This window comes from Paenibacillus faecalis (assembly GCF_900289175.1).
Taxonomy (GTDB): domain Bacteria; phylum Bacillota; class Bacilli; order Paenibacillales; family Paenibacillaceae; genus Paenibacillus_AQ; species Paenibacillus_AQ faecalis.
This window is the reverse complement of the sequence record NZ_LT985747.1, coordinates 4,549,794-4,576,226: the sequence shown is the minus strand read 5'-3', so window position 1 is coordinate 4,576,226 and position 26,433 is coordinate 4,549,794. Positions and strand designations below refer to the sequence as shown.

The following is a 26,433-nucleotide window of genomic DNA, read 5'->3' as shown; positions in this document are numbered from 1 at the left end:
CCGCAGCCCGCACCCCGTGCCGCCGGCTCCGCAGCCGGCGGACAAGCCCTGCCGCCGCAGACGCAGGCGGCGGCTTACACGCGCCAGGACCCGTTCAAGGCGGTCATATATGACCGCACCGGGGCCCTGAGCGGCTATGCACTCCAGCACGCGCTTGAAGCGCGCGGCTGTGTTCCAGAGATGAGCGACGAGCGGTACGTCGTCTTGCTCCTGACGCTGGGGTCTTCTCTGGAAGATGTCAATCACCTTTTATGGGCACTCCGGCATATTGTAGAGGAAGAAGAGGCTGCAAAGCCGCTTGATGATGTTCTCAATCGACCTTTTGCCGGGCAGCCGAATGTTTCCACGTGGAACATTTTCGAAACGACAGCGCTATTTTCAGAACCGATTACATTCAGTTTGACACCTGAAAACCCGGATCATTTGGAATCTGTACCCGTTGAGTTAAGTAGGGACAGGTCGGCAGCGGAGATGATCATACCTTATCCGCCGGGAATTCCGATTCTGTACCCGGGCGAGATGATCACCAAGGAAATGGCAGATCGACTGGTTGCACTGCGAAATGCCGGGGCAAAGTGTCAGGGAGCAAGGGATCATTCACTTAATACCATTCTCGTACACAAGAATTCTAGAAAGCAGGGAACGATATGAACCGCAAACCATTATTTATTACGATCGAGGGAGGGGATGGCTCTGGCAAGACGACGATGATCGGCAGACTGTCCGCTTATATGCAAAACCGTTCCATTCCCTACCTTATTACCCGTGAACCTGGCGGAATTGAAATTGCGGAGAAGATTCGTTCTGTCATTCTGGACCCAGAACATACGAGCATGGATGCCAGAACCGAAGCTTTGCTATATGCAGCCGCCAGAAGACAGCATCTGGCTGAGAAGGTAGAACCCGCTTTAGCTGAAGGCTTGACTGTCATTTGCGATCGATTTGTCGACAGCAGCCTTGTATACCAGGGGATGGCGCGAGGAATCGGAGTCGATGAAGTATGGGCGATCAACCAGTTTGCGATTGAATCCCGTATGCCTGATCTAACCTTGTTATTCGACATCGAGCCGGAGATCGGCCTTTCCCGTATTGCAGCCAATAGCGATCGGGAATTTAATCGATTAGATATGGAGAGCCTGGCATTTCACCAGACCGTAAGAGACGGATATTTGCTCATAGCGGATAAATACCCGGAAAGAATCAAGGTGATCGATGCTTCAAAGACTCCATTGCAGGTCGAGCGTGAAATGATACGGGTGCTGGAGAACACGGTTTTAAAGGATTATTGAGGATCTATGTCAAATAATAAGGAAAAGGCATGAAGGTGCCAAACTATGAAATCGGAGGGATTGAATATGAAATTAATCGTTGCGATTGTACAGGATAAGGATAGTAACCGCCTTTCGGCCGGACTCGTCAAGGCCAATTTTCGGGCTACCAAACTGGCAAGTACCGGAGGATTTCTGAAGGCTGGAAATACTACGTTCATGATCGGGGTAGATGACAGCCAAGTGGAAAATGTCATGAATGTGATCCGTAACAGCTGTAAAGTTCGTGAGCAACTTGTTACACCAGTTACACCGATGAGCGGTACGACCGATTCTTATTTGCCTCTACCGGTAGAAGTTCAGGTAGGTGGAGCGACGGTATTTGTTCTTCCTGTTGAACGATTCGAACATTTTTAAGATTGATTTACGTATATAAAAAAACAATGGATATATGTAATGAACTGCGGATGTTTTTCTTGCGGTATTGAAGCTTGTATCCTAAAAGTTCAAGTTCTGATATCATAATAAAGACATCTACCATAATCATGAGGGTAAGCAAACATTGCTTATCCTTGGTTTCTATATACGATATTTTTTTATACACATTATGATTGGATCTTACGATATCGATGCTGTACAACGGAATGTCCCTGGCAAGAAAAAAAGCTTGATTGACAAAGAAATATCAGCTTAAAGTATGGTAAGATGCCTTATAAATATTAAATTTCAAAGAAAATCAATTTTGCTTATATTTTTCGCGAAAAACGCCTCTGCCTTTATCAGAATAAGGAAGGGCAGGGCTGTTCTTCATTGTAAACCATACAAAGGCGGTAGATTTCGGTGAAGATTAATCCGGGCTTCAGGCCCATGAAAAGTGAATTAACGGTCCCGGATGGCAGTGCTAAACCCATTCAGCAAAAAACGTTTTCTGACATGATGTTTATGCAGGGTGAAAAAGCATCTAAAGAAGAGCTGAATCGGCAAATGCGAGAAATCGCCCTGCAAGGTGAGAGGCTAGCCAAGGCGATGACGATTAAGGAACTGAAGACGTATCGTTTATTGGTCAAGCGATTCCTTGAAGAAACGGCACGTCGCGGAGTATCTATGAAGGAAACGCGGGGTTGGGACCGCAGGGGGCGTAGCAAACGTTATAATGTGATCGATGAGATCGATGCTGTACTGCTGTCTATGGCCGATGAATTGTTGGAAAGCGAACAAGGAAAAATTGAGCTTTTGGCTAAAATCGGTGAGATTCGCGGCATGTTGATTAATTTGGTTTTTTAATAGATTTGTTTTTTTAATACAGGAAGAGTGAGGACTTATGTCTTTTAACAATATATTGGGCCAGGAAGCTGCCAAACAGCTGCTTCAAAATGCCCTTCGGCGTGAAGCTGTCAGTCATGCCTATCTGTTTAGCGGGCCTGCTGGTGCTGGACAGCTTGAGACGGCAGTGACATTTGCCAAGGCGTTGTTCTGTACAGAAAGTCAGGATGATGCATGTGGCGAATGTCTGGAATGCCGGAAGGTCAAGAATGGGAATCATCCTGATCTGATCATGATTGCTCCGGATGGCGCCAGTATTAAGATCGACCAGATCCGTGAATTACAGCGTATTTTTTCATATCGTTCCGAAAACAACAATCCTAAAGTTTATATTATAGATCATGCAGATAAAATGACGGTTCAAGCGGCGAACAGCCTGCTGAAGTTTTTGGAGGAGCCGCAAATTCCGGCGGTAGCGATTTTGATTGCCGAGAATGGCCAAGCTTTACTACCAACGATTCAATCCCGGTCACAGACCGTTCCATTTAAAGCACTCGATCCGGAGATGATGGAGCAGGCACTCGTAAGTGAAGGTTACCCCTTAGCGCTTGTACGAAGTGCGGTTCGATTAGCTTCAGGGCTGAATGGTTGCCGGAAAATATTGAATGAGAATTGGTTTGCAGAAATTAGAAACGTAATGTTACAATTAGGGAAGGAGTCTATGAACCGTACTGGTACAGCAATGATTACTGCTGCTCAGAAAGTGTTCAAATCTGGACTCTCAGAACATCTGGATATCTTGTTCAGTTTGTTCCATTTATGGTTCAAGGATATGATACATGTCCAATACGGAAGGCAAGACCGTCTCGTTTTCATAGATCAAGCGGAGTTTATCTCCGGTCACGCGTCAGCCCGCAGCACAGCACAGTGGGTCTCCTGCATGGATTTGGCCGCAGAGTGTCAGAAAAAGTTACGTTATAATGTTAACGGACAGCTCTGTCTCGAGCAATTATTAATGGGGCTGGGCGGAACTCAGACGTGAGGACAGCCCCCATTATCCAACAAAGGCCAATATGTACAGGCTAACAAGGGGGTTAATTTTTGTACAGTGTAGTGGGTGTCCGTTTTAAGAAAGCGGGCAAAATATATTACTTCGATCCGTTGGATCTTCCTGTCGAGAAGGACCAATCCGTCATCGTAGAAACGGCTCGTGGTATCGAATACGGTCAAGTCGTTATTGGCAAGAAAGAGGTACAGGAATCGGATGTGGTTCTTCCGCTGAAGAAAGTGATCCGTATTGCCGGTGATTCTGATGCCCGTGTGGTTGAGGAGAACAAGCTTGCGGCAAAGGATGCATTTACAACCTGTTTAGATAAAATCCGGGATCATGAACTAAAAATGAAGCTGGTCGATGTTGAATTTACTTTTGACCGCAATAAAATCATATTTTATTTCACCGCGGAAGGCCGCGTTGACTTCCGGGAACTGGTTAAGGATCTGGCCGGTATATTCCGGACAAGAATAGAATTACGCCAGATCGGCGTGCGGGATGAAGCCAAAATGCTTGGCGGCTTAGGACCTTGTGGACGTGTACTGTGCTGCTCTTCATGGCTTGGTGATTTTGAACCGGTATCGATCAAAATGGCAAAGGATCAGAGCTTATCGCTCAATCCGACGAAAATCTCCGGCCTTTGCGGCAGGCTGATGTGCTGTTTAAAGTTTGAACATGACAACTATGAAAGCGTGAAGGAAGAATTGCCATCCGTTGGGAAGCTAGTGATCACTTCACTTGGAGAAGGGAAAGTGGTCGGCCTAAATGCGGACAAACGGACTGTACATGTACAGTTGTTTGAACTAGGTAAAGTGAAAGAGCTTCCTTTAGATGACGTAGTCGTCAAGTAGACCCATATCACGGTTACTTTCGGGGTGTAGTCTTGGATAAGAAAAACATTTTTGTGCGCATTCAAGAGATGGAAACACAGATGGTACAAATGCACAGTGAACTAGGTGAGCTTAAGCTGGTCATCAAGGAGTTGCTGGAAGACAACCATCGTCTTAGCCTTGAAAATGAACAGCTCCGGAAAGTTTTTAAAAGGGAAGTTCAGTCGGCCGAATCCGAAGCATCATCTCCGCTCGAACAGTCTCAGCATGTTCAGGATAAAGAAAGCGAAGAGGATGTCGTTGGAGAAGGGTATGATAATCTCGCCCGACTGTATCATGAAGGCTTCCATATTTGCAATGTCTATTTCGGGCATTTGCGTACAGAAGGGGATTGTCTCTTCTGCCTATCTTTTTTGAACAAATAAGAACCGTAGGAGAAACCGGCCTACGGTTTTTTTCTGAAGAAATAAATTGTTATGCAGTTTATACATTAACGGATAAAGGATTGGGATTATGAATCAGGATATAGTTCTGCACAGCTCCGAGCGGATTGACGATCTGTTGACACATGAGCTTGGCATCATTCAGAGTGATGAGGTATTCAGCTTTTCCATGGATGCCGTACTGCTTGCCAGGTTTGCAAATATTCCGCGCAAAGGTCGAATTCTCGACATGTGTACTGGGAACGGTGTCATTCCGTTGTTGCTGAGTACGCGGACGAATGCACTTATTGAGGGCATTGAGATACAACCAAGATTGGCTGATATGGCAAGGCGAAGTGTAGCGTTGAACCATCTGCAGGAGCGGATACAGATCCAAGAAGGCGATCTGAGGGAATTGCACCTGAAGACAGGACACGGGATATATGATGCCATAACCGTCAATCCTCCTTACATTCCGCTAAACGGCAGCGATATTAAGCTGAATCGTCATCAGGCGATCGCAAGGCATGAAATCCACTGTACGCTGGAAGAGGTTATCCAATCGGGCGCACGGCTTGTTCGTCCTGGAGGGAAATTGTTTATGGTCCATAAGCCGCAGCGCTTGGCCGAGATCATCAGTTTGATGCAAAAGTATCGGCTGGAGCCGAAGATCATCCGTTTTGTCCATCCTCGTCTGCATATGGAGGCCAATATGGTGTTGATTGAATGCATGAAAGACGGTAAGCCGGAGGTGCGTTTGCATCCACCAATCATTGTCTATGATGATCAGGGGCAGTACTGTCAGGAAATGATGGATATCTATTATGGAACAAATGAGGGAAAATGATGAAACAGATCTGTCAAAACAGCTTTGAGGCGCGCGCTGAAGGAGCGCCGGGATCATTGTATTTAGTAGCAACGCCGATTGGTAATCTGGAGGATATGACCTATCGCGCAGTACGCATACTTCGTGAATGTGACATCATTGCCGCGGAAGATACCCGGCAAACTCGCAAATTACTTACTCATTTTGAAATTCAGCCCAAGAAGGTGTTCAGCTATCATGAGCACAATAAAGGGGCGAGCGGCCCGGAAATCATACGCTATATAATAGAAGGAAAAAATGTAGCGATCGTCACCGATGCCGGTTTGCCGGCGATTTCTGATCCAGGTTCCGACCTGGTCAGACTAGCGCTTGACCAAGGTATTCCGGTCATTCCCGTCCCAGGAGCAAATGCGGCCCTTTCAGCGTTGATTGCTTCGGGCTTGCCGACCGAACGTTTTACCTTTATCGGGTTTTTGCCACGTGAACGAAAAGATATGATCGCTCAGTTATCCTCCTTTAAAGCTGCACAGGGAACATTACTATTTTATGAATCGCCGCATCGGGTAAAGAAGACGCTGGAAATATTGCTGGAGACATTAGGGGATCGAAATGCAGTTCTTGCTCGTGAGCTGACAAAGAAGTATGAACAATTTATACGTGGGCCAATATCCGATTGTTTGGGATGGCTTGCCGAAAATCCCCCGCTTGGGGAGTACTGTATCATTGTCGAAGGAGCCAGTGCAGAGGAAGAGCAGCGTGCAAAAGACGCTTGGTGGCAAGAGCTTACGATTGAAGCGCATGTAGAGCATTATGAAAGAGAAGGAATGAACCGTAAAGACGCCATGAAGAGAGCGGCCTCTGATCGGGGTGTATCCAAACGTGATATTTACAATGCTCTTTTATAGTAGATTTGGCGTATGCTGATGGTTATGTTTATTTAAAGGGTTGCCTGGAACTGGGGGAGTAAAAAAAATACCCCCCTGCGGCTGGGTTCAGAGCCGAGGGAGGCGTCAAGGAGATATGAAAAAGGTTAGAATTAACAAATTCGATTTAAAACTATTATATACTAAGTTTCTTAATTTGTCACAGGTGTTGGAATTTCCGAGATACATTCCTTACAAACAATTTTACCTTTGAAGTAAGTGACGTTCTCAGCGTTACCGCAGAAGATGCAGGCAGGCTCATATTTCTTAAGCATAATACGCTCTCCGTCAACGTAAATTTCCAGAGCGTCTTTTTCACCGATTCCCAGTGTGCGGCGGAGTTCTATTGGAATAACGACCCGTCCTAGTTCATCTACTTTTCTAACAATACCTGTTGATTTCATCATAACTGATTGATGCCCCTCTCGCCATAATTTAAATAAGTCATATTTCGACATTCTTCTCTTTTTTATGTTATTTATAGTACCAACGATTCCCAAAACAGTCAACCTATAAATTTGAAAATAAGAAACTTATTTACGAATATATAGTGAACAAAGCCTTTGTTTTACAAGAAAAGTGTAATAATTATATGAAAATAATGCTTGTTTTTAATCATGTCGATTTGGTAAGCGTGATTTTACGTTATTCGACATGATTCGACATTAAGTGTCAAAAGTAGTGTTGGAGTGATATTTAAAAAGTTCAGCATAAAGGAGATGAACAATATGCATTTGCCAATTACGGAGGAAAAAGTATTTAAAGATCCGGTTCATAATTACATCCATGTTCAAGATGACATCATATGGCGGCTCATTAATACACCGGAATTTCAACGGCTTCGCCGGGTAAGGCAGCTTGGAACATCCTATCTGACTTTTCATGGAGCGGAGCACAGTCGCTTTTCTCACTCACTCGGCGTATATGAAATTACAAGAAGGATTATTTCTCAATTCGAGCGACGTGGTTATCCGGATTGGCCGAAAGAAGAGCGATTGCTCGCTTTATGTGCTGCACTGCTTCATGATCTTGGGCACGGACCATTTTCACATTCTATAGAAGAAGCTTTTCAAATGAATCATGAGGATTGGACTTGTAAAATTTTGCTTGGGGATACGTTTGTAAACAAGGTCCTCCTTGAGGTCGCAGCCGATTTTCCACAGCGGGTGGCATCGGTTATAGACAAAACGTACGAAAAGCCCATCGTCATCAATCTGGTTACAAGTCCGCTGGATGCTGACCGGATGGATTACTTGCTGCGAGATGCATACTACACAGGCGTAAATTACGGCAAGATAGATATGGACCGGATTTTGCGGATGCTTCGTCCATTTCGTGACCGGGTGGTTGTAAAAGAGTCCGGTATGCATGCCGTTGAAGATTATTTAATGTCCAGGTATCAAATGTATTGGCAGATTTACTTTCATCCGGTAACTCGAAGTTCAGAAATTATACTGAGGCAGATCTTTAGAAGAGCGAAGGAGCTGTATCACGCAGGTTATACTTTTCATTTTATGGTGGAGCCGCTCCCGGCTTTATTTGAAGGAAAATTAACAGTAGGTCAATATTTACGTTTGGACGAAGCATTGATTCAAACAGCTTTTTTACAGTGGACAAGCGAGGAAGATGAACTGCTGCGTGATCTATGCGGACGATTTATACATCGTCGGCTTTATAAATATGTAGAAATCGACAATATCGACAAGGAGACCGTCGACGCCATCCGTCAAGCGTTTCGAGCTTCGGGATTGAATCCGGCGTATGATTTGGAGATTGATAATCCGACCGATCTTCCGTATGATGAATTTCATTCCGGGTCGTCTCAAAATAATAAGCAGATCCTGCTTCTCGACCGACATGATCATGTACGTGAATTATCCGAGGTTTCCGATATCGTTCGCTCAATAAGCGGAATTCAACATGGGAGATACCGTCTGTATTTTCCTGAAGAAAAGGTTAGGAAGGTTTTTGATACATTACCGGAAGATATAAAAGCAATACTTGGACAAGGCTGATGAACAGGGATGAACGAAGGCTATAACAGCGTAGATTAGCGGCAGTATCTTGCCGTTTTTGCGACAAGAAAGGAGATTGTTTTTACATGTTATTCGACACACACACACATTTGGATGCTATACAGTTCGACGAAGATCGTGAAGAGGTCATCAACCGCGCTTTGGAAGCGGGGGTTACCCGAATGGTCAATATCGGTTTTAACCGGGAAACGATTCCAACGACGATGAAACTGGCAGAAACTTATGATTTTATTTACGCCGCTGTTGGCTGGCATCCTGTTGATGCGATCGCCATGAAAGATGGTGACTTGGACTGGATCGCTTCTCTTTGCAGTCATGAAAAAGTGGTAGCTATCGGCGAAATCGGTTTGGATTATCACTGGGATACCTCACCGAAGGAAATTCAGCACAAGGTGTTGCGACAGCAGATTGGGTTGGCGCGGGAATTGAATATGCCGATTGTCATTCATAACCGGGATGCACATCAGGATATTGTGAAAATCTTGAAAGAAGAGAAGGCTTCCGAAGTCGGGGGAATTATGCATTCGTTTTCTGGAAGCTGGGAAACAGCGAAAGAATGCCTTCACATGGGCTTTCATCTTTCGTTTGGCGGACCGATTACGTTCAAAAATGCCAAGCAGCCTAAAGAAGTACTGGCACAGGTTCCAATGGATCGGCTGCTCATTGAAACAGACTCCCCGTATTTGACACCTCACCCATTTCGAGGGAAGCGAAATGAGTCTGCTTATGTGAGAATAGTGGCTGAGGCAGCTGCGGAAATTAAAGGCTTGTCTTTGGAAGAATTAGGTCAAATTACAACCCGAAATGCACTGGAACGATTTTCCATTCTGTGAAAAAGAGAGTAAATGTGATGAAAAACAGAGGAAAATCGAACAATTAAAGATTTTTAATCAAAAAAGGTATCAATATTACAATATTTTAACCTTTTATCTGAAAAAATGTGGTTGATTGTTGCTTTACAACCTGCATGGAAACAGGATATCATCTTTTCAGTGATAAGAAGCTGATCGAAAGTTGAACAGCTGAACATTTATGAACCGTCTCGCTTAATCTCCGAAATTTGGGGAACGGGGGAACCGTACAGCTACCGCAGTGAAAATGCATTAAGCGGCACTGTATTTGATTTCTATTCGAGTCTTTGGGGTGAATTTGAGGGGGTCCGCCATGAGCGGATGACCTGAGATAGGGCGTCTCTCTTACGTCCGAACCCGACAGCTAACTCCGTAAGCGTAAGTAAGAGAGGCAAACTCGGGCTTGTCATTTCCAGATATTCAGTCATCAGGAAGCCACGAAAGAGTCTCTATAACTCTTTCTTTGGCTTTCTTTTATTTTAGAATATTGGAGATGACGTCGTCATACTTTTGGTTAAACAGGAGGTGACGACCAATGAACGGGAGGACGGGGATTAACGCAGGGTGTAGATAGATAGCAGGGCACTCTGTGAGACAATTTGCTATAGTCGCGTCAAATGTAATCATGCGTTACCAAGACGGCGGGACTATGAAGGAGGATGACATAGTGGGCATTATTCAACAAGAAGAGACCCATGAATCACAATCATCCAGCATGTCTTACGCATTGCGATGGAAGCATGAGAATTTGCGTCATTTAATGCTGGCCGCCATTGGCGCCATGACCATCACTGTACTTGTACTGCTGTTTGCTCACAATTGGGCAAGCAAAGAGATTCAGCTTGTGGTTGACGGGCGTGTCACCACAGTGGAAACCAAAAGGTCTATGCTGCATGAAGTGCTGGATGAGCAGGCCATATCCCTGTTGCCACAGGATAAGGTTTCCATGCCACTAAACAGTGAGCTGGAGGATGGGGACCGGATCATTATTAATCGCGCGGTACCCGTTAAAGTGACAGCAGACGGAAAAGTAAACACGGTATTCACTACCCAAGATACGGTTGAAGATGTGCTCAAGGAATCAGGCATATCAATCAAGGGAGAAGATATAGTAAAACCTTCCTTGGAAACAGAAATTACCGACAATACCGACATTCGTGTCGTCCGCGTCACGAAACAAAAGGTTAAACAAACCGAAAACCGACCATTCCGTGTGATCAAAACAGCAGATCCTTCTCTGGAGAAGGGGGATAACCGGGTGATTCAAAGCGGTAAGCCGGGTGTCGTTGTTAACCATGTCGAAAAAGTCTACAATGACGGAAAGCTTGTTTCTAAGGAAGTAGTAGGCAAAGAGGTACAGCGGAAGACACAGGATAAGATCATTGCAGTAGGTACGAAAAAAGCGCCTGAACCAGAAAAACCTGCAATTGAACTTGTGTCAGCCAACAAGGCAAGTACAGCTAATGCGAATGCGAAGGGAGCAGCAACTAAAGCTTCGGCTCCTAAGAAGTCAGCTACCAAGACAGCTTCTACAAAAACGAATGCTAACAATGTTATTTCCAGAGCTGGAGTTGACTTTCAGTATAAAAAAGTGTTAAAAAATGTTTCCATGACAGCTTATTCCGCCGAACAGAAAGGCATCGGCACTCGTACCGCTTCCGGTACGCGTGTAACGGAAGGACGTACGATTGCGGTCGATCCGAATGTCATTCCAATCGGCTGGTGGGTATATATCGAAGGTGTGGGCTTCCGACGTGCTGAAGACACAGGTGGAGCCATTAAAGGCAATAAAATTGATGTTTATTTTGACACGGTAAAATCAGCACTCAATTTTGGCCGTAAGAGCGGTCATACCGTTTACGTTATCGGCCCTGTGAAGCCGGAGATCAACTAACGTATGATTTTCGTTTTACATTGCCATGCTAATGCTATACTATTTAATTAATATCTATGTAATGCTTGGAAGAGGATGAATTATCCTCTTCTTTTGTTTTGGGAAGGACGAAACATAAAAATGATCAAAGAAGTGATTGTCGTCGAGGGACGAGACGATACGGTGGCTGTGAAACGGGCTGTTGAAGCGGATACGATCGAAACCGGCGGATCAGCGATAAACAGTCGTATTTTGAAGCAGATCGCGCTGGCTCAGGAGCGGCGGGGAGTTATTATCCTGACTGATCCGGATCATGCCGGAGAGCGGATTCGCAAGATTATCGACGCTAAGGTGGCTGGGTGTAAACATGCCTTCATTCCGGAAGCGGATGCCACACGAAAAGGAGACATCGGAGTGGAGAATGCTTCTCCTGAAGCGATTCGCCATGCACTGGAGCGGTTGCATACATCTTTTGAAGGGGCTGAAAGTTTGATCGGATTGGATGATCTGATTGAAGCAGGGCTCCTTGTGCATCCACAGGCGGCAGCCAGACGGATGGTGATGGGCAATTTACTTGGCATTGGATACTGTAACGGAAAGCAATTCCACAAACGTCTAGCTATGTTTCAAATATCACGAGAAGAATTTACAGCAGCGCTTGCACAGCTGGAAGAGGGGGAAGCAAATCTATGATGCATGAGGATATTTCAACCCCGAGAAGAACGAAGGAGATTATACAACGTCACGGGTTTTCGTTTAAGAAGAGTCTCGGTCAAAATTTTCTCATCGATCAAAATATACTGTACAAAATTATAGACGCAGCCGATCTGGATCACGATAAAGGTGCTCTTGAAATAGGACCCGGTATAGGTGCTTTAACGGAGAAGCTGGCGCAGACTGCAGGCCGGGTTACCGCCGTTGAAATTGATCAGCGGCTCATTCCTATTCTTGAGGAAGTGCTTGAGCCGTATCCTAATGTCAGCGTGCATCATGGTGACGTGCTGAAGGTCAATTTGCATGAGCTGTTTCGCGAACATTTTGACGGACTGTCCGGGGTAAGTGTTGTGGCCAATCTTCCCTACTATGTCACGACGCCGATTTTGATGAAGCTGCTGGAAGAGAAACTGCCGCTTGAAAATATTGTGGTCATGATTCAGAAAGAGGTGGCCGCACGTATGGCAGCTTCACCCGGCAACAAGGATTACGGCAGCCTGAGTATCGCTGTTCAATATTACAGCGAGCCGCAGCTGGTCTGTACGGTTCCTCATACCGTCTTCATCCCTCAGCCGAATGTCGAATCGGCCGTTATTCGGCTGAAGGTGCGAGACAAGCCTGCTGTTGCGGTTGAGGATGAGAAACATTTCTTTGAGGTCGTGCACGCTTCATTCGCTCAGCGCAGAAAGACGATAGCCAATAATTTAAAAAGCCGCTATTTTGCCAAAGAGGGCCGTGAACGGTTGGAGAAACTGCTCCAGGAGGCTGAAATTGAGCCTACAAGGCGTGGGGAAACCCTTAGTATCGAAGAGTACGCTCGGCTAAGCAGCGTGCTTCTGAGAGCTGGTGTGCGATAGATACGAAAGCGTACAGTTTGCCTCAGTGTTTTGCCTTTGATTGTTAAACAATGAAAGAGATCTATTTACAGCCCTTACAGGGCTTTTTTTTATGTCATTTTCAAATAAGGGATGAACCATTACCGGCTTTTGCCCATAGGATAGAGGCAGGGGGGGATGTTGTGATGAATTATGGAGACTTGGTCGTTCGTAGATCGTACGGCGGCGATGTAACGTTCCGCGTGGAGGATGTGAACCAGAACACAGCCATTATTAAGGGAACGGACTTTCGGCTGCTGGCTGATTCGCCCCTTGGAGATCTGGTTCGTGTGCCCCATCCCGCGATGAGCGAACGAACGAAGCAGGCAAGAATCAAAGCGAAAGAGTCGATATCCCGCTTACAAAAGGATCGGCAGGAGCAAAGCGAGCGGCGATTAGCCGACATTAGAGATAAATCGGGAAATAGCGAAAAAGGATATTTTGACGTCCCCGGCAGGGTACTGCATTTAGATGGAGACCCCCAGTATTTGAAAAAAAGTATGACTTTATACAATCAGCTTCGAGTTCCAGCTGAAGGTCACTATGTAAACGAGGCATCTATGGCGCAGACTTTGTATCGTTTATTGCCGCGTGTTCGACCCGATATTGTTGTGATTACCGGCCATGACGGCGTACTGAAAAAACGTCAAACCCATGATTTGTATAGCTTGGCTAGTTATAAAAATTCTCAAAATTTTGTGCAGGCGATTCAGATCGCAAGGCAGTACGAACGTAATCTGGACTCCCTTGTCGTGGTAGCAGGGGCTTGCCAGTCGCACTTTGAAGCGCTGTTGCAAGCAGGAGCCAACTTTGCGAGCTCTCCCGGGCGGGTGCTCATTCATGCTCTAGACCCTGTCTATGTGGCTGCGAAAACAGCGTACACGTCCGTTAGGGAGACGGTGAACATGAATGATATACTACACAACACCATCAGCGGCAGTCAGGGTGTCGGCGGAATAGAAACACGAGGAAGCTACAGAATTGGACTTCCACGTCTCAACGACTTGTCCCAATTAAAAGTAACTCCATCGGTAAGCTAAAGCCTTTCAAAATCATATACCCGGTTTATAATCCCCTGGAAACGCTAATGCCCTTTACAAGGACGATGAAGCGTTTCTTTCTTTGTTCCTAAAGAAAGCAATCACTACTTATCTTTACATCATGTTGCCACGGCTCAACTTTCTAAAATATTGAAACGGACAAGCATTTTATTTCGAGCAAAATGTGCATATTTTGTGTCGATTTTTCGCATAATAACGATTCTTCACTCGATAAAAGAAAGATCGAAAAAAATTCGTTGACAACATATTTTTGTTGCTGATATAATTAATAATTTTGGTTTGACAATTTAATTATATTCAGGTATAATGGACAAGGAAAGAGGTGGTCGTCTACAATGGCTAAAAATGCGCTGTTGGAAATCAAACGCAGTTTGGATGCTCATCTAGGGCAAAAAATTACGCTTCGGGCAAACGGTGGTCGCCGAAAGACCGTTGAGCGTACTGGTGTTTTGGAAGAAACGTACCCTTCTGTTTTCATTGTAAAGCTGGATCAAGACCAGCAAACCTTTAAACGTGTGTCTTATAGTTATGCGGACGTTTTAACAGAAACAGTGGAGATCATGGTTTTGGACGATGATAGCCAACTGCGTGTAACTTACGTCAAACCATAACTTTGTAATGCAGAACAGCTTCCGTTTTACGGAGGCTGTTTTTTGTTGCGCTATTTTCAAATTTAAGACACTATAAGCTTGGCACGATCTTTGAATCATAGATTGTTACGCAAAACGTAAGCTGTGCCCGTTTAAAGGGCGGCAAAGAAGCTTTACACCTTTCACCCTGATCAAGGATATCCAAGACGTTTTTTTCCTCCCGCAATAATGCCGAATGAGGAACCGGCTCTAAAGAGCATAATAAGAAAGGCACTACTCATCACCCCTACATTCACAAGGAGGCGGATATAAAATGGGCCGGAGAAGACGAAGCATGATGTCAGAAGAATTGAAAAATGAACTGGCCAAAGAGCTGGGCTTCTACGATACGGTTCAGAAGGAAGGCTGGGGCGGTATTAAAGCCAGTGATGCCGGTAATATGGTGAAGAAGGCAATTGAGCTTGCGGAAAGGGCTGCCCAAAAGTCAAACCGTTAACGTGGAGAAACAAGGGGCTTCCCAGGTGAGGAGGTCCCTTGTTTTATTTGCCCATAATATGCTATTTATTCTTTGTATTGAAAATGACTTCACTCTGTCTGTTTGTTAAAATAAAGACAATTAGAAGTTTTTCCTAGAATGTGTTAAGTTGTGCTTATGGGAAAATCTAAGGATAGGTGAACGTTTTTGAAAATATACGAAAAAGCGCCTGCGAAGATCAATTTAATGCTGGACGTACTCTATAAAAGACCTGACGGGTTCCACGAGGTGGAGATGGTCATGACCATGATCGATCTGGCAGATCGGCTGGAGCTGTCTGAGCAGCCACGGGATACGATCATCATCACCAGTCAGGCGGGTTATATACCGCTTGACGAGAAGAATCTGGCCTTTCAGGCGGCCAAAGTTATCAAAGAGCGCTATGACGTCCGTAAAGGCGTACATATTCATCTGGATAAGAAAATACCTGTTGCTGCCGGTTTGGCAGGTGGAAGCAGTGATGCTGCAGCTGCGCTTCGCGGCTTGAATCGCCTCTGGAACCTAAACATACCGCAGAAAGAGCTATTGGCTCTTGGTGCAGAGCTCGGCTCTGATGTGCCTTTCTGTGTTATGGGAGGATCAGCACTTGCAACAGGTCGAGGGGAAGTTTTGACCCCTGTCCCGAATCCTCCCCAATGCTGGGTTATCTTGGCGAAGCCGCCGATCAATGTATCGACAGCGGAAGTATACGGCCGTTTGCGTAGCGAAAGTATCCGTCAGCATCCTTCAGCGAAGGATATGCTTTCTGCCCTGGAGTCAGGCCGTTTTCTGGAAGTGTGTCAGTCTCTCGGTAATGTGCTGGAAGAGGTGACACTGAAGATGCATCCGGAAGTGCTGCAACTGAAAGAAACGATGTTAAAGCTTGGTGCAGATGGCGCGCTTATGTCGGGAAGCGGACCAACCGTGTTCGGCCTTGTATCCAAAGAATCTAAGGTTCCAAGAATTTATAATGGGCTGAGAGGCTTTTGTAAGGAAGTATATGCCGTTCGATTGTTAACCTGACAACATCGTGTATGCATGATGCTCATCGAGTACTTCTGACCTTGTGTGAAGGCGTACAAAAATGGTATATTTTCAATATAATATTCGGATTTAGCGAGGAAAGCATGTGAAAAAATTAAAACGAAGCGAACGATTGGTCGATATGACTCAATATTTATTATCTGAACCGCATACTTTGATTCCGCTGACAACGTTTGCTGAACGTTATGGGGCGGCTAAGTCGTCTATAAGTGAGGACTTGGCGATCATCAAAGAAGTGTTTGAGGATGAAGGAATGGGCGAGCTGCAGACACTGGCTGGAGCAGCCGGAGGCGTGAAATATATCCCGAAGCTGCGAAAGGACCGGGCGCTTTCTTTTGCCCAGGAATTGTGTGAGAAACTGCAGCAGACTGACCGGATTTTACCGGGCGGGTACCTTTACATGTCTGATTTATTGGGGGAACCTTCCCTGATGAATGAAGCAGGCAAAATTTTTGCGACCGTCTTTTCAGATCGAGAGATTGATGTCGTTATGACGGTTGAGACCAAAGGAATTCCGCTTGCATATGCAACAGCTGCTCAGCTCAATTTGCCTGTTGTTCTTGTGCGTCGGGATCATCAGGTAACGGAAGGTTCGGCTGTAAGCATTAATTATGTCTCAGGGTCTCATAAGAGCATTCATACCATGTCACTGTCCCGCAGGGCGCTCAAGGAGCGTTCACGCGTGCTGATTGTGGATGATTTCATGAAAGCTGGTGGCACCATTCAAGGAATGGTTGATCTGCTGGCTGAATTCAATGCGGAAGTAGCTGGAGTAGGCGTTCTTTTGGAGTCCGGTGCGGTTGGGTCGGAGGAACGATTACTGCAGGACTACATTTCTTTGGCTCGCCTTACGGATGTCGATTCCAAGAGTAAGATGATCACCGTTAACCCTGGAAATTATTTCGAAAAATAGGCCAAACGGTATTTGTCGATATAATAGCGTTTTCAAGCGAATAGGCACGAAGTCTGTCGAAATTATCACATTCTAAAAAAAATTCCTGAATTTAGGACATTTTATATGATAAAAAAGAAGGAATTCGGTTTGCTATGTGGAATTATACACCAAGTCTCTGATGGAAAAAGGTGGTGAACACATATGCAAATTACGGATGTCAGACTCCGCCGTGTCAACTCTGAGGGGAGAATGAAAGCAATCGCATCCATTACCATCGATAATGAGTTTGTCGTTCACGACATTCGCGTCATCGACGGAAACAATGGAATGTTTGTTGCAATGCCTAGCAAACGTACTCCAGATGGAGAGTTCCGTGACATTGCTCATCCGATTTCTTCCGGTACTCGCGAGAAGATTCAGTCTGCAGTCTTGGCTGAGTATGAGCGTGCTGCTACTGAAGAAGAAGTCATTGAAGAAGGCGCTTAAGTTTACTATTGGGGTTCAAGGAAAAGAGAGCCATTATCTATGGCTCTCTTTTCTTTTTTTCTAGAATGAGATATATTCAGTAGTGAGTTCAAGAGGAGGAGGCAGGGCCCTTGAAAAGAATGGCTATTGTGCTCGCCGCAGGGCAGGGCAAACGAATGAAATCGAAACTATACAAAGTTCTGCACCCCGTTTGCGGGAAACCGATGGTGGGTCACGTATTGCAGACGGTTGAAAAGGTACGCTGCGAACGCAGTGTGGTCGTTGTTGGCCATGGGGCGGAGGCCGTCCGTTCTTATCTGGGAGATGCAGCGGAATATGTACTGCAGGAACAGCAGCTTGGGACAGGACATGCGGTGAAACAGGCGAAGGATCTTCTGGGCCATGAACAAGGCTCAACGCTTGTCATATGCGGAGATACCCCGCTGGTTACAGCGGAGACACTGGAGAGCATGCTTGAGCTGCATGAGACCAGCAAAGCCTCTGCAACCGTGTTGACCGCTCATATGGACAACCCTAAAGGTTATGGACGGGTGATCCGTGGCGAGGCAGGTGACGTGCTGCGAATCGTCGAGCAGAAGGACTGCAGCCCTGAGGAAGACGCTGTACGTGAGATTAACACGGGAACCTATTGTTTTGACAATGCAAAGCTGTTCAGCGCGCTGGAAAAAGTAACGAACCAAAACGCTCAGCAGGAATATTATTTAACTGATGTGATCGGTATCATGAAAGAAGCCGGGGAAAAGGTGTTGGCTTATCAGACGGACGATCATACAGAATCGATTGGAGTTAACGATCGTTTGGCTTTGTCGCAAGCTGAGAGCTTTATGCGGGAACGCATAGCGCGCTATCATATGTTGAACGGGGTAACGATCATTGATCCTGCTTCCACATATGTCGGAGCTGATGTGACGATAGGCGCAGACACGATTCTAAATCCAGGTACAATATTAAAAGGGAACACCGTTATCGGCGAACAGTGCGAGATCGGACCGCAAAGTGAAATTGAAGATTCGGTTATAGGTGATAGGGTTACTGTTAAGCACTCCGTTCTTAACCGAGCAGAAGTTGGCGAAAGCTCGACCGTAGGGCCGTTCGCTTATTTGCGTCCCGGTTCTAAATTGGGTGAGCATGTAAAGGTCGGCGATTTCGTTGAAGTGAAGAACTCGACAATTGATGATGGCTCAAAGGTGTCTCACTTAAGCTATATAGGAGATGCCAAGGTCGGGAAGAACGTCAATGTCGGTTGTGGAGCGATAACGGTGAACTATGATGGTTATAATAAATTCGTTACTGAAATTGAGGACGATGCTTTTGTCGGCAGCAATGTGAACTTGATTGCGCCGGTTAAGGTGGGGAAAGGAGCGTTTGTCGTTGCCGGCTCTACGATCACGCACTCCGTACCTGAGAACGATTTAGCTATAGCTAGGATACGCCAGGAGAACAAGCCCGGCTATGCTGAAAAAATACGGGCACGTGCAAGAGCAAAGAAGAACAGTCAGTCACAATCATAATTGCTGTCCTCCCTTAAGCGAAGAAGCGGTGATCGGGCAGCCTAATTTCAATGAACCAGCACGGAGGGTTTCTATTCTATGACTTATCTTGATTCTAAATTAAAAATTTTCACTTGTAACTCCAACCCGAAGCTAGCCCATCAAATTGCCGATTATATCGGTATCCCAATGGGTGAGTCTCACACAACAAGCTTTAGCGACGGTGAGATCCAAGTAAGGCTTTCCGAGAGCGTTCGGGGCTGCCATGTTTACGTTGTGCAGTCTACCTGCGCACCGGTCAATGATAACCTGATGGAGCTTTTGGTTATGGTTGATGCGTTGAAGCGTGCATCTGCAAAGAGTATTAACGTAGTTATTCCGTACTATGGATATGCTCGACAGGACCGTAAAGCGCGTTCCCGGGATCCGATCACCGCGAAGCTGGTTGCAAATCTGATAGAGAAGGCAGGAGCCCATCGGGTCATTACGATGGATCTGCACGCGATGCAGATACAGGGCTTTTTCGACATTCCGGTAGACCATCTTCTCGGTGTTCCGATCATCGCGCAATATTTTCGTTCGAAGCAAATCGAGAACCCTGTCGTTGTATCGCCGGACCACGGGGGTGTCGTTCGCGCCAGAAAACTGGCTGATTTCCTGAACGCTCCGCTTGCGATCATTGATAAACGACGTCCGGAACCGAACGTTAGTGAGGTCATGAATATCATCGGAAATATCGAAGGCAAAACAGCGATCTTGATCGATGATATTATCGACACGGCCGGAACGATTTGCCTGGGTGCTAACGCATTGATGGAAGGCGGTGCAAATGCCGTATATGCCTGCTGTACACACCCGGTACTTTCCGGGCCAGCGATGGAGAGACTGGAAAACTCCCCGCTTAAGGAAGTTATTGTGACGGACACTATTCCACTTAGACATGATCATCCGAGCAGCAAGCTGACGGTATTGTCAGTTGCTCCGCTTATGGGTGAAGCGATTATTCGAGTTCATGAGGAATTGTCCATCAGCAAGCTGTTCGAGATTGAGTAATAATTCATAGCTCTATGTCCAGCAGGGTTACGTTTCCTCTTAACGGAGATGTAACCCTTGCCTTCTATAGTGTCATTTTGTTTATTGAGCGTAAAATAGTTTAGGGAAAACGTTTACAATTCAGGTAATAGGTCATTAGTAGCCAGGACGTGAGATGAAGGTGAAGCAATTGCGATTATACAAAGTGCCTTCAATTTCTACAAAGTGAGCGTCAACAGCTGTAATCAGGCCAACTTCCATATGAGATTCCCGCTTATACACTTGCACCGGGATTGCGTGCTTCATGTGGTATTGAAAGTGGCTTTGATGCGTTAATTTCTGTTCATTATTTTTCAATGCCAATCCACCTTCTTATGATGAGGGTATCAATACAGTTCTTTAGCTGTTCTTGAATCAATTGTATTCATATTGTACTCAGAAAGCGGTAAAGAAGAAAGTAAAAATACGGAAAGGAAATTATATCTGATGAAATGGATTGTCGGATTGGGTAACCCTGGTCCAGCTTATGAAAAGACGCGCCATAATGTCGGATTTATGACACTGGATGCTTTAGCGGAGCGTCATGGAATGAAATTTAATAACAACAAATGCAAATCGGTCATTGCAGAAGGGTTCATTGGCGGCAAAAAGGTGGTTTTAATCAAGCCTATGACGTTTATGAATCTGTCAGGAGAAGCGGTGCGGGCATTTATGGATTACTATAAAGTCGATTTGGAAGATATGGTTGTCGTATACGATGATCTGGATACAGAAGTGGGCAGAATCCGTTTAAGATATCAAGGAAGTGCTGGGGGACATAACGGAATCAAGTCGATTATACAGCATACAGGAACGCAAACATTCAATCGGATAAGAATGGGAATCTCCCGGCCTGAGCCCGGATTTGCCGTCGTTGATTACGTACTGGGTAAATTTCCGAGAAAAGAACGTGATCTGTTACAAAATATGATAGAGAACACCTGTGACGCTCTCGAATATTGCCTGGATCATACATTTGATCAAACGATGCAAAAATTTAACGGTTAACTTGCAAACGTCAAATCTGCACCCGCCCGCCGACTTCGCCTCAAAACGGCTAATAAGCATCTGCTGAGAAAGGCCGTCTGAAAGGGTCTGAAGCCGGGCATACTGAAGGAATAAAAGACCTTCAGGAGGCATATGATGGCTATAAATTACATTTGCAGACATTGCCGGGCTTTTCAGGGGCGAATTGAATCAAACGAGATTTCGGAGTCTCAGCTTGGCTTCGATTCCTTGACCCCCGAGGAGCGCAAGGATATAATAGCGTATGATTTTAACGGAGACATTATGGTGCGTGTGACCTGTGAACACTGCAGGGATGCACTGGAAAGTCATCCGGAACTTAGCTTGTTGTCTAATCCTCTTCAGTAGGATAGCCTTTGACAATTGATAGCACGGGTGTAACGTGAGAAGGATGTAAGCGTGGTGAACTAACAGCCGCGTCCCCAGCCTTGGCAGTTTGCTGAGGCTTCTTTTCGATTACACGTTTTCCTTAAATTTATATGTTGTATAAGAGAGGTGCCCCCTTTGTTACAAGCATTAATAGACGTCTTTTCGGAAGATTCAGACTTTAAATCTATTGCTGCCGGTACATCAGCCGGTATGAGAGAACAGCTTATTTCAGGACTATCCGGTTCATCCCGGCAGATCTTGATGGCCGCCTTGTACCAGGATCAGCAGCGTCCGCTGCTTGTTATCACGCATAATATGTTCTCGGCGCAAAAGATTGCAGATGATCTGCAGGAGATTTTGTCTGCAGATCAGGTTTTGCTGTATCCGGCCAATGAGCTCGTGGCAGCGGAGTCAGCGGTTTCTAGCCCGGAGACCCTCGCTCAGCGGATTGAAGTACTTCACCACTGTGCACGCGGATTCCGGGGTATTGTTGTTGCGCCGTTTTCCGGTGTACGTCGTCTGCTGCCGGCCCCGGAAGTTATGGCCAACGCTCGGCTTGTGTTAAAAGATGGAGGTACGCTTGAACTGGAATCTTTTTTAAGCCGAATGATCGAGCTTGGATATGAGCGTGTAGAGCGGGTAGAGAGCCGCGGTGAAATGAGCGTCCGGGGCGGAATCATCGACTTTTATCCGATGACTTCAGATTTGGCTTACAGAGTGGAGCTGTTTGATGAGGACATTGACTCTATCCGTACCTTTGACCCGTCAGATCAGCGCTCCATTGATAAAGTCAAAGAAGTCGTGATTACCCCATGTAAAGAAATTATTGCAGATACGGAGCGACTGAGCCATGCAGCAGGTATTATTTCAAGAATGCTGGAGACTCAGCTGGAAAGAATGACCGACAGGCAGGCAAAGCTTCGTTTGCGTGAGGAGATCAACCGCGAACTGGAGATGCTTCGGGAACGTGTGTATTTTCCTGAAATCTATAAATATATCTCTCTTTTGTATCCCGAGAAGGCCCATTTATTTGATTACATGCCTGAAGATACGCTGCTTGTGATGGATGAGCCTACACGTCTACTTGAAACCGCCAGACAGCTGGAGCGGGACGAGGCCGAGTGGAATTTGCATTTGATGCAAAATGGCAAGACATTGCCGGATCTTGATATTTCGCTAGACAGTGATGAGATCATGTACCAGCATCGGTTTCAGACATTGCTTATTTCGATATTTTTACGGCAGATTCCCAAAACTCAGCCGCAAAATATCGTCAATTTTATTACGCGAGGGATGCAGGATTTCCACGGACAGATGAATGTACTTAAAGCCGAGATGGAACGCTGGCATAAATCTGGTGTGAAGGTCATGATGCTGGCCAGCGGTACAGAGCGAATGAATCGAATGAGACGGGTTCTCGATGATTATGGGATCGAAGAACCTGTAATGCTCGAGGGTAGTTTGCAAAACGGTTTTGAAATGCCGTCGGTGCATGTCGCGGTGATTACGGAAGCGGAAATGTTCTCTTCAAAGCAGAGAAAAACGCGGAAGAGCAGCAAAAAAATGGACAACGCCGAGCGCATTAAAAGCTATACCGAGCTGAAGGTCGGCGACTATGTTGTGCACCAAAATCACGGTATCGGGAAATATGTAGGGATCGGAACGCTTGAGATTAACGGCATTCATAAGGATTACATGCATATTCTCTATGCCGGAAGTGACAAATTGTCCGTACCGATCGAGCAGATTGACCTCATTCAGAAATATGTCGGTTCAGAGGATAAAGAGCCGAAGATTTACAAGCTTGGCGGTAATGAATGGAACCGTGTCAAGAACAAGGTTCGTTCTTCCGTTCAGGACATCGCGGATGATCTGATCAAGCTGTATGCTGCCCGTCAATCTGCGCCGGGTTATGCCTTTGAGAAGGATACGCCAGAGCAGAAGGAATTTGAAGATTTATTCCCTTATGAAGAAACCGAGGATCAGCTCCGAGCGATTGAGGAAATCAAGAGGGATATGGAGAAAAACCGTCCGATGGACAGACTGCTCTGTGGTGATGTAGGCTACGGGAAGACTGAGGTTGCAGTCCGCGCTGCTTTTAAAGCGGCTATTGAAGGCAAACAGGTGGCAGTGTTGGTGCCGACAACGATTTTGGCTCAGCAGCACTATGAGACGTTCCGGGAGAGGTTTGCCAATTATCCGATCAATATTCAAGTGTTGAGCCGTTTCCGCAGTCGCAAGGAACAGAATGAGACCATTAAAAAGGTGAAGCAAGGAACGGTTGATATTTTGATCGGTACGCATCGCTTGCTGTCACAGGATCTGGTCTTTAAAGATCTAGGACTGCTTATCGTTGATGAAGAGCAGCGATTTGGCGTATCTCACAAGGAGAAGCTGAAACGCCTGAAGACGAATGTGGACGTGCTGACACTGACAGCAACGCCGATTCCACGTACACTTCATATGTCGATGCTCGGCGTACGGGATTTGTCCGTTATTGAAACCCCGCCGGAAAACCGTTTCCCGGTTCAGACCTATGTTGTTGAGCATAGTCAGACGCTTGTGAGAGAGGCGATTGAGCGGGAGCTGGCCCGTGGAGGACAAGTATATTATCTTTTCAATCGGGTACAAGGCATTCAGGAAATGGCTGCTCAAATCTCCATGCTTGTTCCGGAGGCCAGGGTAGGGGTTGGCCACGGTCAAATGTCGGAAACAGAGCTGGAGAAGACGATTCTGGACTTTCTCGATGGTGAATTCGATGTGCTTGTGAGTACAAGCATTATTGAAACCGGTGTAGATATTCCGAATGTAAACACACTGATTGTACATGATGCGGACAAAATGGGGCTTTCTCAGCTGTATCAGCTGCGCGGCCGGGTTGGTCGATCCAATCGGATTGCGTACGCTTATTTCACATATCAGCGCGACAAAGTACTGGCCGAAGTTGCTGAGAAACGCCTTCAGTCTATTAAGGAATTTACAGAGCTTGGCTCTGGATTCAAAATTGCGATGCGCGATTTGTCTATTCGTGGAGCCGGAAATTTGCTTGGTGCTGAACAGCACGGATTTATTGCCTCCGTCGGTTTTGATCTGTACTCACAAATGCTCGCTGAAGAAATTCAAAAACGCAAAGTATCCATGCTGGGTGAGCAGGAAGTGCTGTCACAGGATTGGAACACATCGATAGATCTTGGAATTGATGCTTATCTGCCATCAGACTATATTTACGACAGTATTCAGAAAATTGAGATCTATAAGAAAGTGGCTGTTGTGTCTTCATTCGATGAGGCAGCCGAACTTGAAGATGAATTGCTCGACCGGTTCGGCGAGTTGCCGCAGGCGGTACAAAACCTGCTTGCTGTTTCACGGTTGAAAGTATTTGGACGGATGTACGGAATCGATTCGATTACTCAACGTGGAGACGACATACTTTTGCAGTTTTATGAAGGACAGGATAAAATAGTTAATACAACAAAGCTCGCGCAAATTGGAAATCTGTTTGAAAGACGTGTACAATTTGAACAAGGCCAAAACATGCTGATTCGTCTTAAAGGCAAGGGCCTTTCAGATCAACAGTTGCTGGAACTGCTGGAGCAGTTTCTTGAGGCCGCTAAAGAGCCATTCAACCGGAAGGGAGATTTACAAAATGCCATCAAGAAATAAAAAGGCATGGAAAACGATTGTCGTATCGCTGGCTGTGGTAATGTCCATGTCGGTTCTCGCAGCATGCGGGGACGACACGAATAGCAAAGAAGCACAGAAGGACGACAGTAAAGTCGTAGTTAAATACAAGGGCGGGGAAATTACCGAAAAGGAATTTGAGCTGGAACAACGGATGATAAAATTCATGTCTCCGCAGATGGCACAGCTTATGGAAATAGACCAATTCAAGGAATATTTGGCTAAGCAGGGTGTTGTCTACGAGTATCTGTATTCCAAAGCAGGCGAAGAGGCGAAGAAAGAGGCCGAGAAGCAAACGAATGATATGCTGAAGCTTTATAATGATAAGTTTGGTGAAGATCAGTTCAAGGAAGCTCTGAAAGCTCAACAGCTGACGGAGCAGGACTTTAAGGACTATATGCTTCGTGTTATTACCGTAATGGAGGACCAGAAGAACAAAGTTACGGAAGAGGATATTAAGAAAGATTTTGAAAGCAATAAGATGGACTACACATTGGCCAGTGTCCGTCATGTCTTGATCGGCTTTACCGATCCTGAAGGTAAGGAGCGCTCGAAAGAAGATGCTTTAAAACTGGCTAATGAGGTTAAATCTAAATTGGACAAGGGTGAGGACTTCACCAAAATTGCCAAGGAATATTCGGAGGACCCTGGCTCCAAGGAGAAGGGCGGCTTGTATGAGAACACAGAAGTCCGTACATGGGTACCTGAGTTTAAAGAACAAGCCTTGACGCTCCCGTTGAACAAGATTAGCGAGCCTGTCGAAACAAGCTACGGTTACCATGTCATGAAGGTTGAAGACCGTAAGGAAGTCACCTTCGATACGTTAAACGAAACCTCGAAAGAAGAAATTCATAATAAATTGGCTGCGGAAAAAATTGACGCTTTCATGAAGGATGAGTTGAACGGTCTGATTGAAAGCATGGACCTTCCAAAGAGTGAAACTCCTGACGAACCGGCTGCTGAAGGTGAGAACAAGGGAGAAGGAAACCAGGACAAAGACGCTGCAGAGACAGATGCTACAAAAGATAAAGAAGCTAAGGACAACAAGCAAACAGAGGATAACAAGCAGACAGAAGACAGCAAGAAAACGGAAGATACCGGAAAATAAAGCGGACCGAATCAATCATTGAAAAGAGGAATTTCCTCATTGGTGTAATAAGGAAGCGAATCTTTCGCAACCAATATAGGGCTGAGCATGTATAAGGATATGGGAAAGGAAGAATACTATGGTCAGACATTACACTTATATACCTGGGGACATCCTCTTCCCGTAT

At 45.7% G+C, this 26,433-nt stretch carries 28 protein-coding genes and 1 riboswitch; of the genes, 26 read left to right on the top strand and 2 right to left on the bottom strand.

All coding sequences use genetic code 11. From position 1 onward, the window contains the following. The 9 genes from C8268_RS21430 to rsmI form a co-directional block, all read left to right on the top strand. The coding region (locus C8268_RS21430; protein ID WP_474646567.1) for an Orn/Lys/Arg family decarboxylase at positions 1–651 on the top strand (651 nt) is incomplete at its 5' end. Continuing rightward, the gene (gene tmk, locus C8268_RS21425) at positions 648–1,289 is read left to right on the top strand and encodes a dTMP kinase (RefSeq protein WP_106769567.1); all 642 of its coding nucleotides are present in this window, start codon (positions 648–650) and stop codon (positions 1,287–1,289) included. The genes C8268_RS21430 and tmk, both read left to right, overlap by 4 nt. Before the next feature lie 66 nt (positions 1,290–1,355). Continuing rightward, complete coding sequence (locus tag C8268_RS21420; protein WP_106770058.1) at positions 1,356–1,685, top strand: cyclic-di-AMP receptor; 330 nt, start codon at positions 1,356–1,358, stop codon at positions 1,683–1,685. Positions 1,686–2,108: 423 nt separating this feature from the next. Then, complete coding sequence (locus C8268_RS21410) at positions 2,109–2,552, top strand: YaaR family protein (protein WP_106769565.1); 444 nt, start codon at positions 2,109–2,111, stop codon at positions 2,550–2,552. A 37-nt stretch (positions 2,553–2,589) separates the two neighbouring features. Then, positions 2,590–3,573: a DNA polymerase III subunit delta' gene (holB, locus tag C8268_RS21405; RefSeq protein ID WP_106769564.1), complete on the top strand. Its 984-nt coding sequence runs from the start codon at positions 2,590–2,592 to the stop codon at positions 3,571–3,573. Between the two features lie 59 nt (positions 3,574–3,632). Continuing rightward, on the top strand, positions 3,633–4,433 hold the full coding sequence (locus C8268_RS21400) for a PSP1 domain-containing protein (protein ID WP_106769563.1): 801 nt from the start codon (positions 3,633–3,635) through the stop codon (positions 4,431–4,433). Positions 4,434–4,465: 32 nt separating this feature from the next. Next, positions 4,466–4,837 (top strand): DNA replication initiation control protein YabA, encoded by a 372-nt coding sequence (gene yabA / locus C8268_RS21395; protein ID WP_106769562.1) that lies wholly within the window; start codon positions 4,466–4,468, stop codon positions 4,835–4,837. An 88-nt stretch (positions 4,838–4,925) separates the two neighbouring features. After that, entirely contained in the window at positions 4,926–5,681 is a 756-nt protein-coding gene (locus C8268_RS21390) for a tRNA1(Val) (adenine(37)-N6)-methyltransferase (RefSeq protein ID WP_199794882.1), read from the top strand. After that, positions 5,681–6,565 (top strand): 16S rRNA (cytidine(1402)-2'-O)-methyltransferase, encoded by an 885-nt coding sequence (gene rsmI, locus C8268_RS21385; RefSeq protein WP_106769560.1) that lies wholly within the window; start codon positions 5,681–5,683, stop codon positions 6,563–6,565. Before C8268_RS21390 ends, rsmI begins: the two co-directional genes overlap by 1 nt. Positions 6,566–6,735: 170 nt before the next feature. Here rsmI and C8268_RS21380 read toward each other — a convergent pair whose 3' ends face one another. Next, a complete protein-coding gene (locus tag C8268_RS21380; protein ID WP_106770057.1) occupies positions 6,736–6,990 on the bottom strand; it encodes an AbrB/MazE/SpoVT family DNA-binding domain-containing protein in 255 nt (84 codons plus the stop codon). A gap of 321 nt (positions 6,991–7,311) precedes the next feature. On the opposite strand from C8268_RS21380, the gene C8268_RS21375 reads away from it, so the two are divergent. From C8268_RS21375 to C8268_RS21315, 13 genes are all read left to right on the top strand, one after another. Beyond that, the gene (locus C8268_RS21375) at positions 7,312–8,598 is read left to right on the top strand and encodes an HD domain-containing protein (protein WP_106769559.1); all 1,287 of its coding nucleotides are present in this window, start codon (positions 7,312–7,314) and stop codon (positions 8,596–8,598) included. 86 nt (positions 8,599–8,684) lie between these two features. Then, positions 8,685–9,452, top strand: coding sequence for a TatD family hydrolase (locus C8268_RS21370; RefSeq protein WP_106769558.1), 768 nt, complete (start codon positions 8,685–8,687; stop codon positions 9,450–9,452). Between the two features lie 200 nt (positions 9,453–9,652). Continuing rightward, a riboswitch (cyclic di-AMP (ydaO/yuaA leader) is annotated at positions 9,653–9,864 on the top strand. A gap of 273 nt (positions 9,865–10,137) precedes the next feature. After that, on the top strand, positions 10,138–11,364 hold the full coding sequence (locus C8268_RS21365; RefSeq protein ID WP_106769557.1) for a G5 domain-containing protein: 1,227 nt from the start codon (positions 10,138–10,140) through the stop codon (positions 11,362–11,364). 120 nt (positions 11,365–11,484) lie between these two features. Beyond that, positions 11,485–12,036, top strand: a complete 552-nt coding sequence (gene rnmV, locus C8268_RS21360; RefSeq protein ID WP_106770056.1) for a ribonuclease M5 — start codon at positions 11,485–11,487, stop codon at positions 12,034–12,036. Beyond that, the gene (rsmA, locus tag C8268_RS21355) at positions 12,033–12,914 is read left to right on the top strand and encodes a 16S rRNA (adenine(1518)-N(6)/adenine(1519)-N(6))-dimethyltransferase RsmA (protein WP_420094257.1); all 882 of its coding nucleotides are present in this window, start codon (positions 12,033–12,035) and stop codon (positions 12,912–12,914) included. Before rnmV ends, rsmA begins: the two co-directional genes overlap by 4 nt. A 164-nt stretch (positions 12,915–13,078) precedes the next feature. Further along, entirely contained in the window at positions 13,079–13,972 is an 894-nt protein-coding gene (gene yabG, locus C8268_RS21350; protein WP_106769556.1) for a sporulation peptidase YabG, read from the top strand. Between the two features lie 356 nt (positions 13,973–14,328). After that, entirely contained in the window at positions 14,329–14,604 is a 276-nt protein-coding gene (gene veg / locus C8268_RS21345) for a biofilm formation stimulator Veg (protein WP_106769555.1), read from the top strand. A gap of 292 nt (positions 14,605–14,896) precedes the next feature. Continuing rightward, positions 14,897–15,079, top strand: a complete 183-nt coding sequence (locus C8268_RS21340; protein WP_106769554.1) for a small, acid-soluble spore protein, alpha/beta type — start codon at positions 14,897–14,899, stop codon at positions 15,077–15,079. Positions 15,080–15,265: 186 nt separating this feature from the next. After that, positions 15,266–16,120 (top strand): 4-(cytidine 5'-diphospho)-2-C-methyl-D-erythritol kinase, encoded by an 855-nt coding sequence (gene ispE / locus C8268_RS21335; protein ID WP_106769553.1) that lies wholly within the window; start codon positions 15,266–15,268, stop codon positions 16,118–16,120. A gap of 106 nt (positions 16,121–16,226) precedes the next feature. Further along, positions 16,227–17,054, top strand: coding sequence for a pur operon repressor (gene purR / locus C8268_RS21330; RefSeq protein WP_106769552.1), 828 nt, complete (start codon positions 16,227–16,229; stop codon positions 17,052–17,054). Positions 17,055–17,237: 183 nt separating this feature from the next. Next, the gene (gene spoVG / locus C8268_RS21325; protein WP_006207419.1) at positions 17,238–17,522 is read left to right on the top strand and encodes a septation regulator SpoVG; all 285 of its coding nucleotides are present in this window, start codon (positions 17,238–17,240) and stop codon (positions 17,520–17,522) included. Between the two features lie 119 nt (positions 17,523–17,641). Beyond that, the gene (gene glmU, locus C8268_RS21320) at positions 17,642–19,033 is read left to right on the top strand and encodes a bifunctional UDP-N-acetylglucosamine diphosphorylase/glucosamine-1-phosphate N-acetyltransferase GlmU (protein ID WP_199795004.1); all 1,392 of its coding nucleotides are present in this window, start codon (positions 17,642–17,644) and stop codon (positions 19,031–19,033) included. A 78-nt stretch (positions 19,034–19,111) separates the two neighbouring features. Continuing rightward, entirely contained in the window at positions 19,112–20,065 is a 954-nt protein-coding gene (locus tag C8268_RS21315; protein ID WP_106769550.1) for a ribose-phosphate diphosphokinase, read from the top strand. A 135-nt stretch (positions 20,066–20,200) separates the two neighbouring features. On the opposite strand, the gene C8268_RS21310 is transcribed toward C8268_RS21315, so the two are convergent. Further along, positions 20,201–20,401, bottom strand: coding sequence for a hypothetical protein (locus C8268_RS21310; RefSeq protein ID WP_106769549.1), 201 nt, complete (start codon positions 20,399–20,401; stop codon positions 20,201–20,203). A gap of 129 nt (positions 20,402–20,530) precedes the next feature. Between C8268_RS21310 and pth the strand changes: the two genes are divergently transcribed. The 4 genes from pth (at position 20,531) to C8268_RS21290 (ending at position 26,267) form a co-directional block, all read left to right on the top strand. Continuing rightward, positions 20,531–21,091, top strand: a complete 561-nt coding sequence (gene pth / locus C8268_RS21305; RefSeq protein WP_106769548.1) for an aminoacyl-tRNA hydrolase — start codon at positions 20,531–20,533, stop codon at positions 21,089–21,091. 135 nt (positions 21,092–21,226) lie between these two features. Then, positions 21,227–21,457: an anti-sigma-F factor Fin gene (locus C8268_RS21300; protein WP_106769547.1), complete on the top strand. Its 231-nt coding sequence runs from the start codon at positions 21,227–21,229 to the stop codon at positions 21,455–21,457. A 156-nt stretch (positions 21,458–21,613) separates the two neighbouring features. Further along, positions 21,614–25,141 carry a transcription-repair coupling factor gene (gene mfd / locus C8268_RS21295; RefSeq protein WP_106769546.1) on the top strand — a complete coding sequence of 1,176 codons (3,528 nt, stop codon included), beginning with the start codon at positions 21,614–21,616 and terminating at the stop codon, positions 25,139–25,141. Beyond that, on the top strand, positions 25,125–26,267 hold the full coding sequence (locus C8268_RS21290) for a peptidylprolyl isomerase (protein ID WP_106769545.1): 1,143 nt from the start codon (positions 25,125–25,127) through the stop codon (positions 26,265–26,267). The genes mfd and C8268_RS21290 overlap by 17 nt, the downstream gene beginning before the upstream one ends. Positions 26,268–26,433 lie beyond the last annotated feature (166 nt).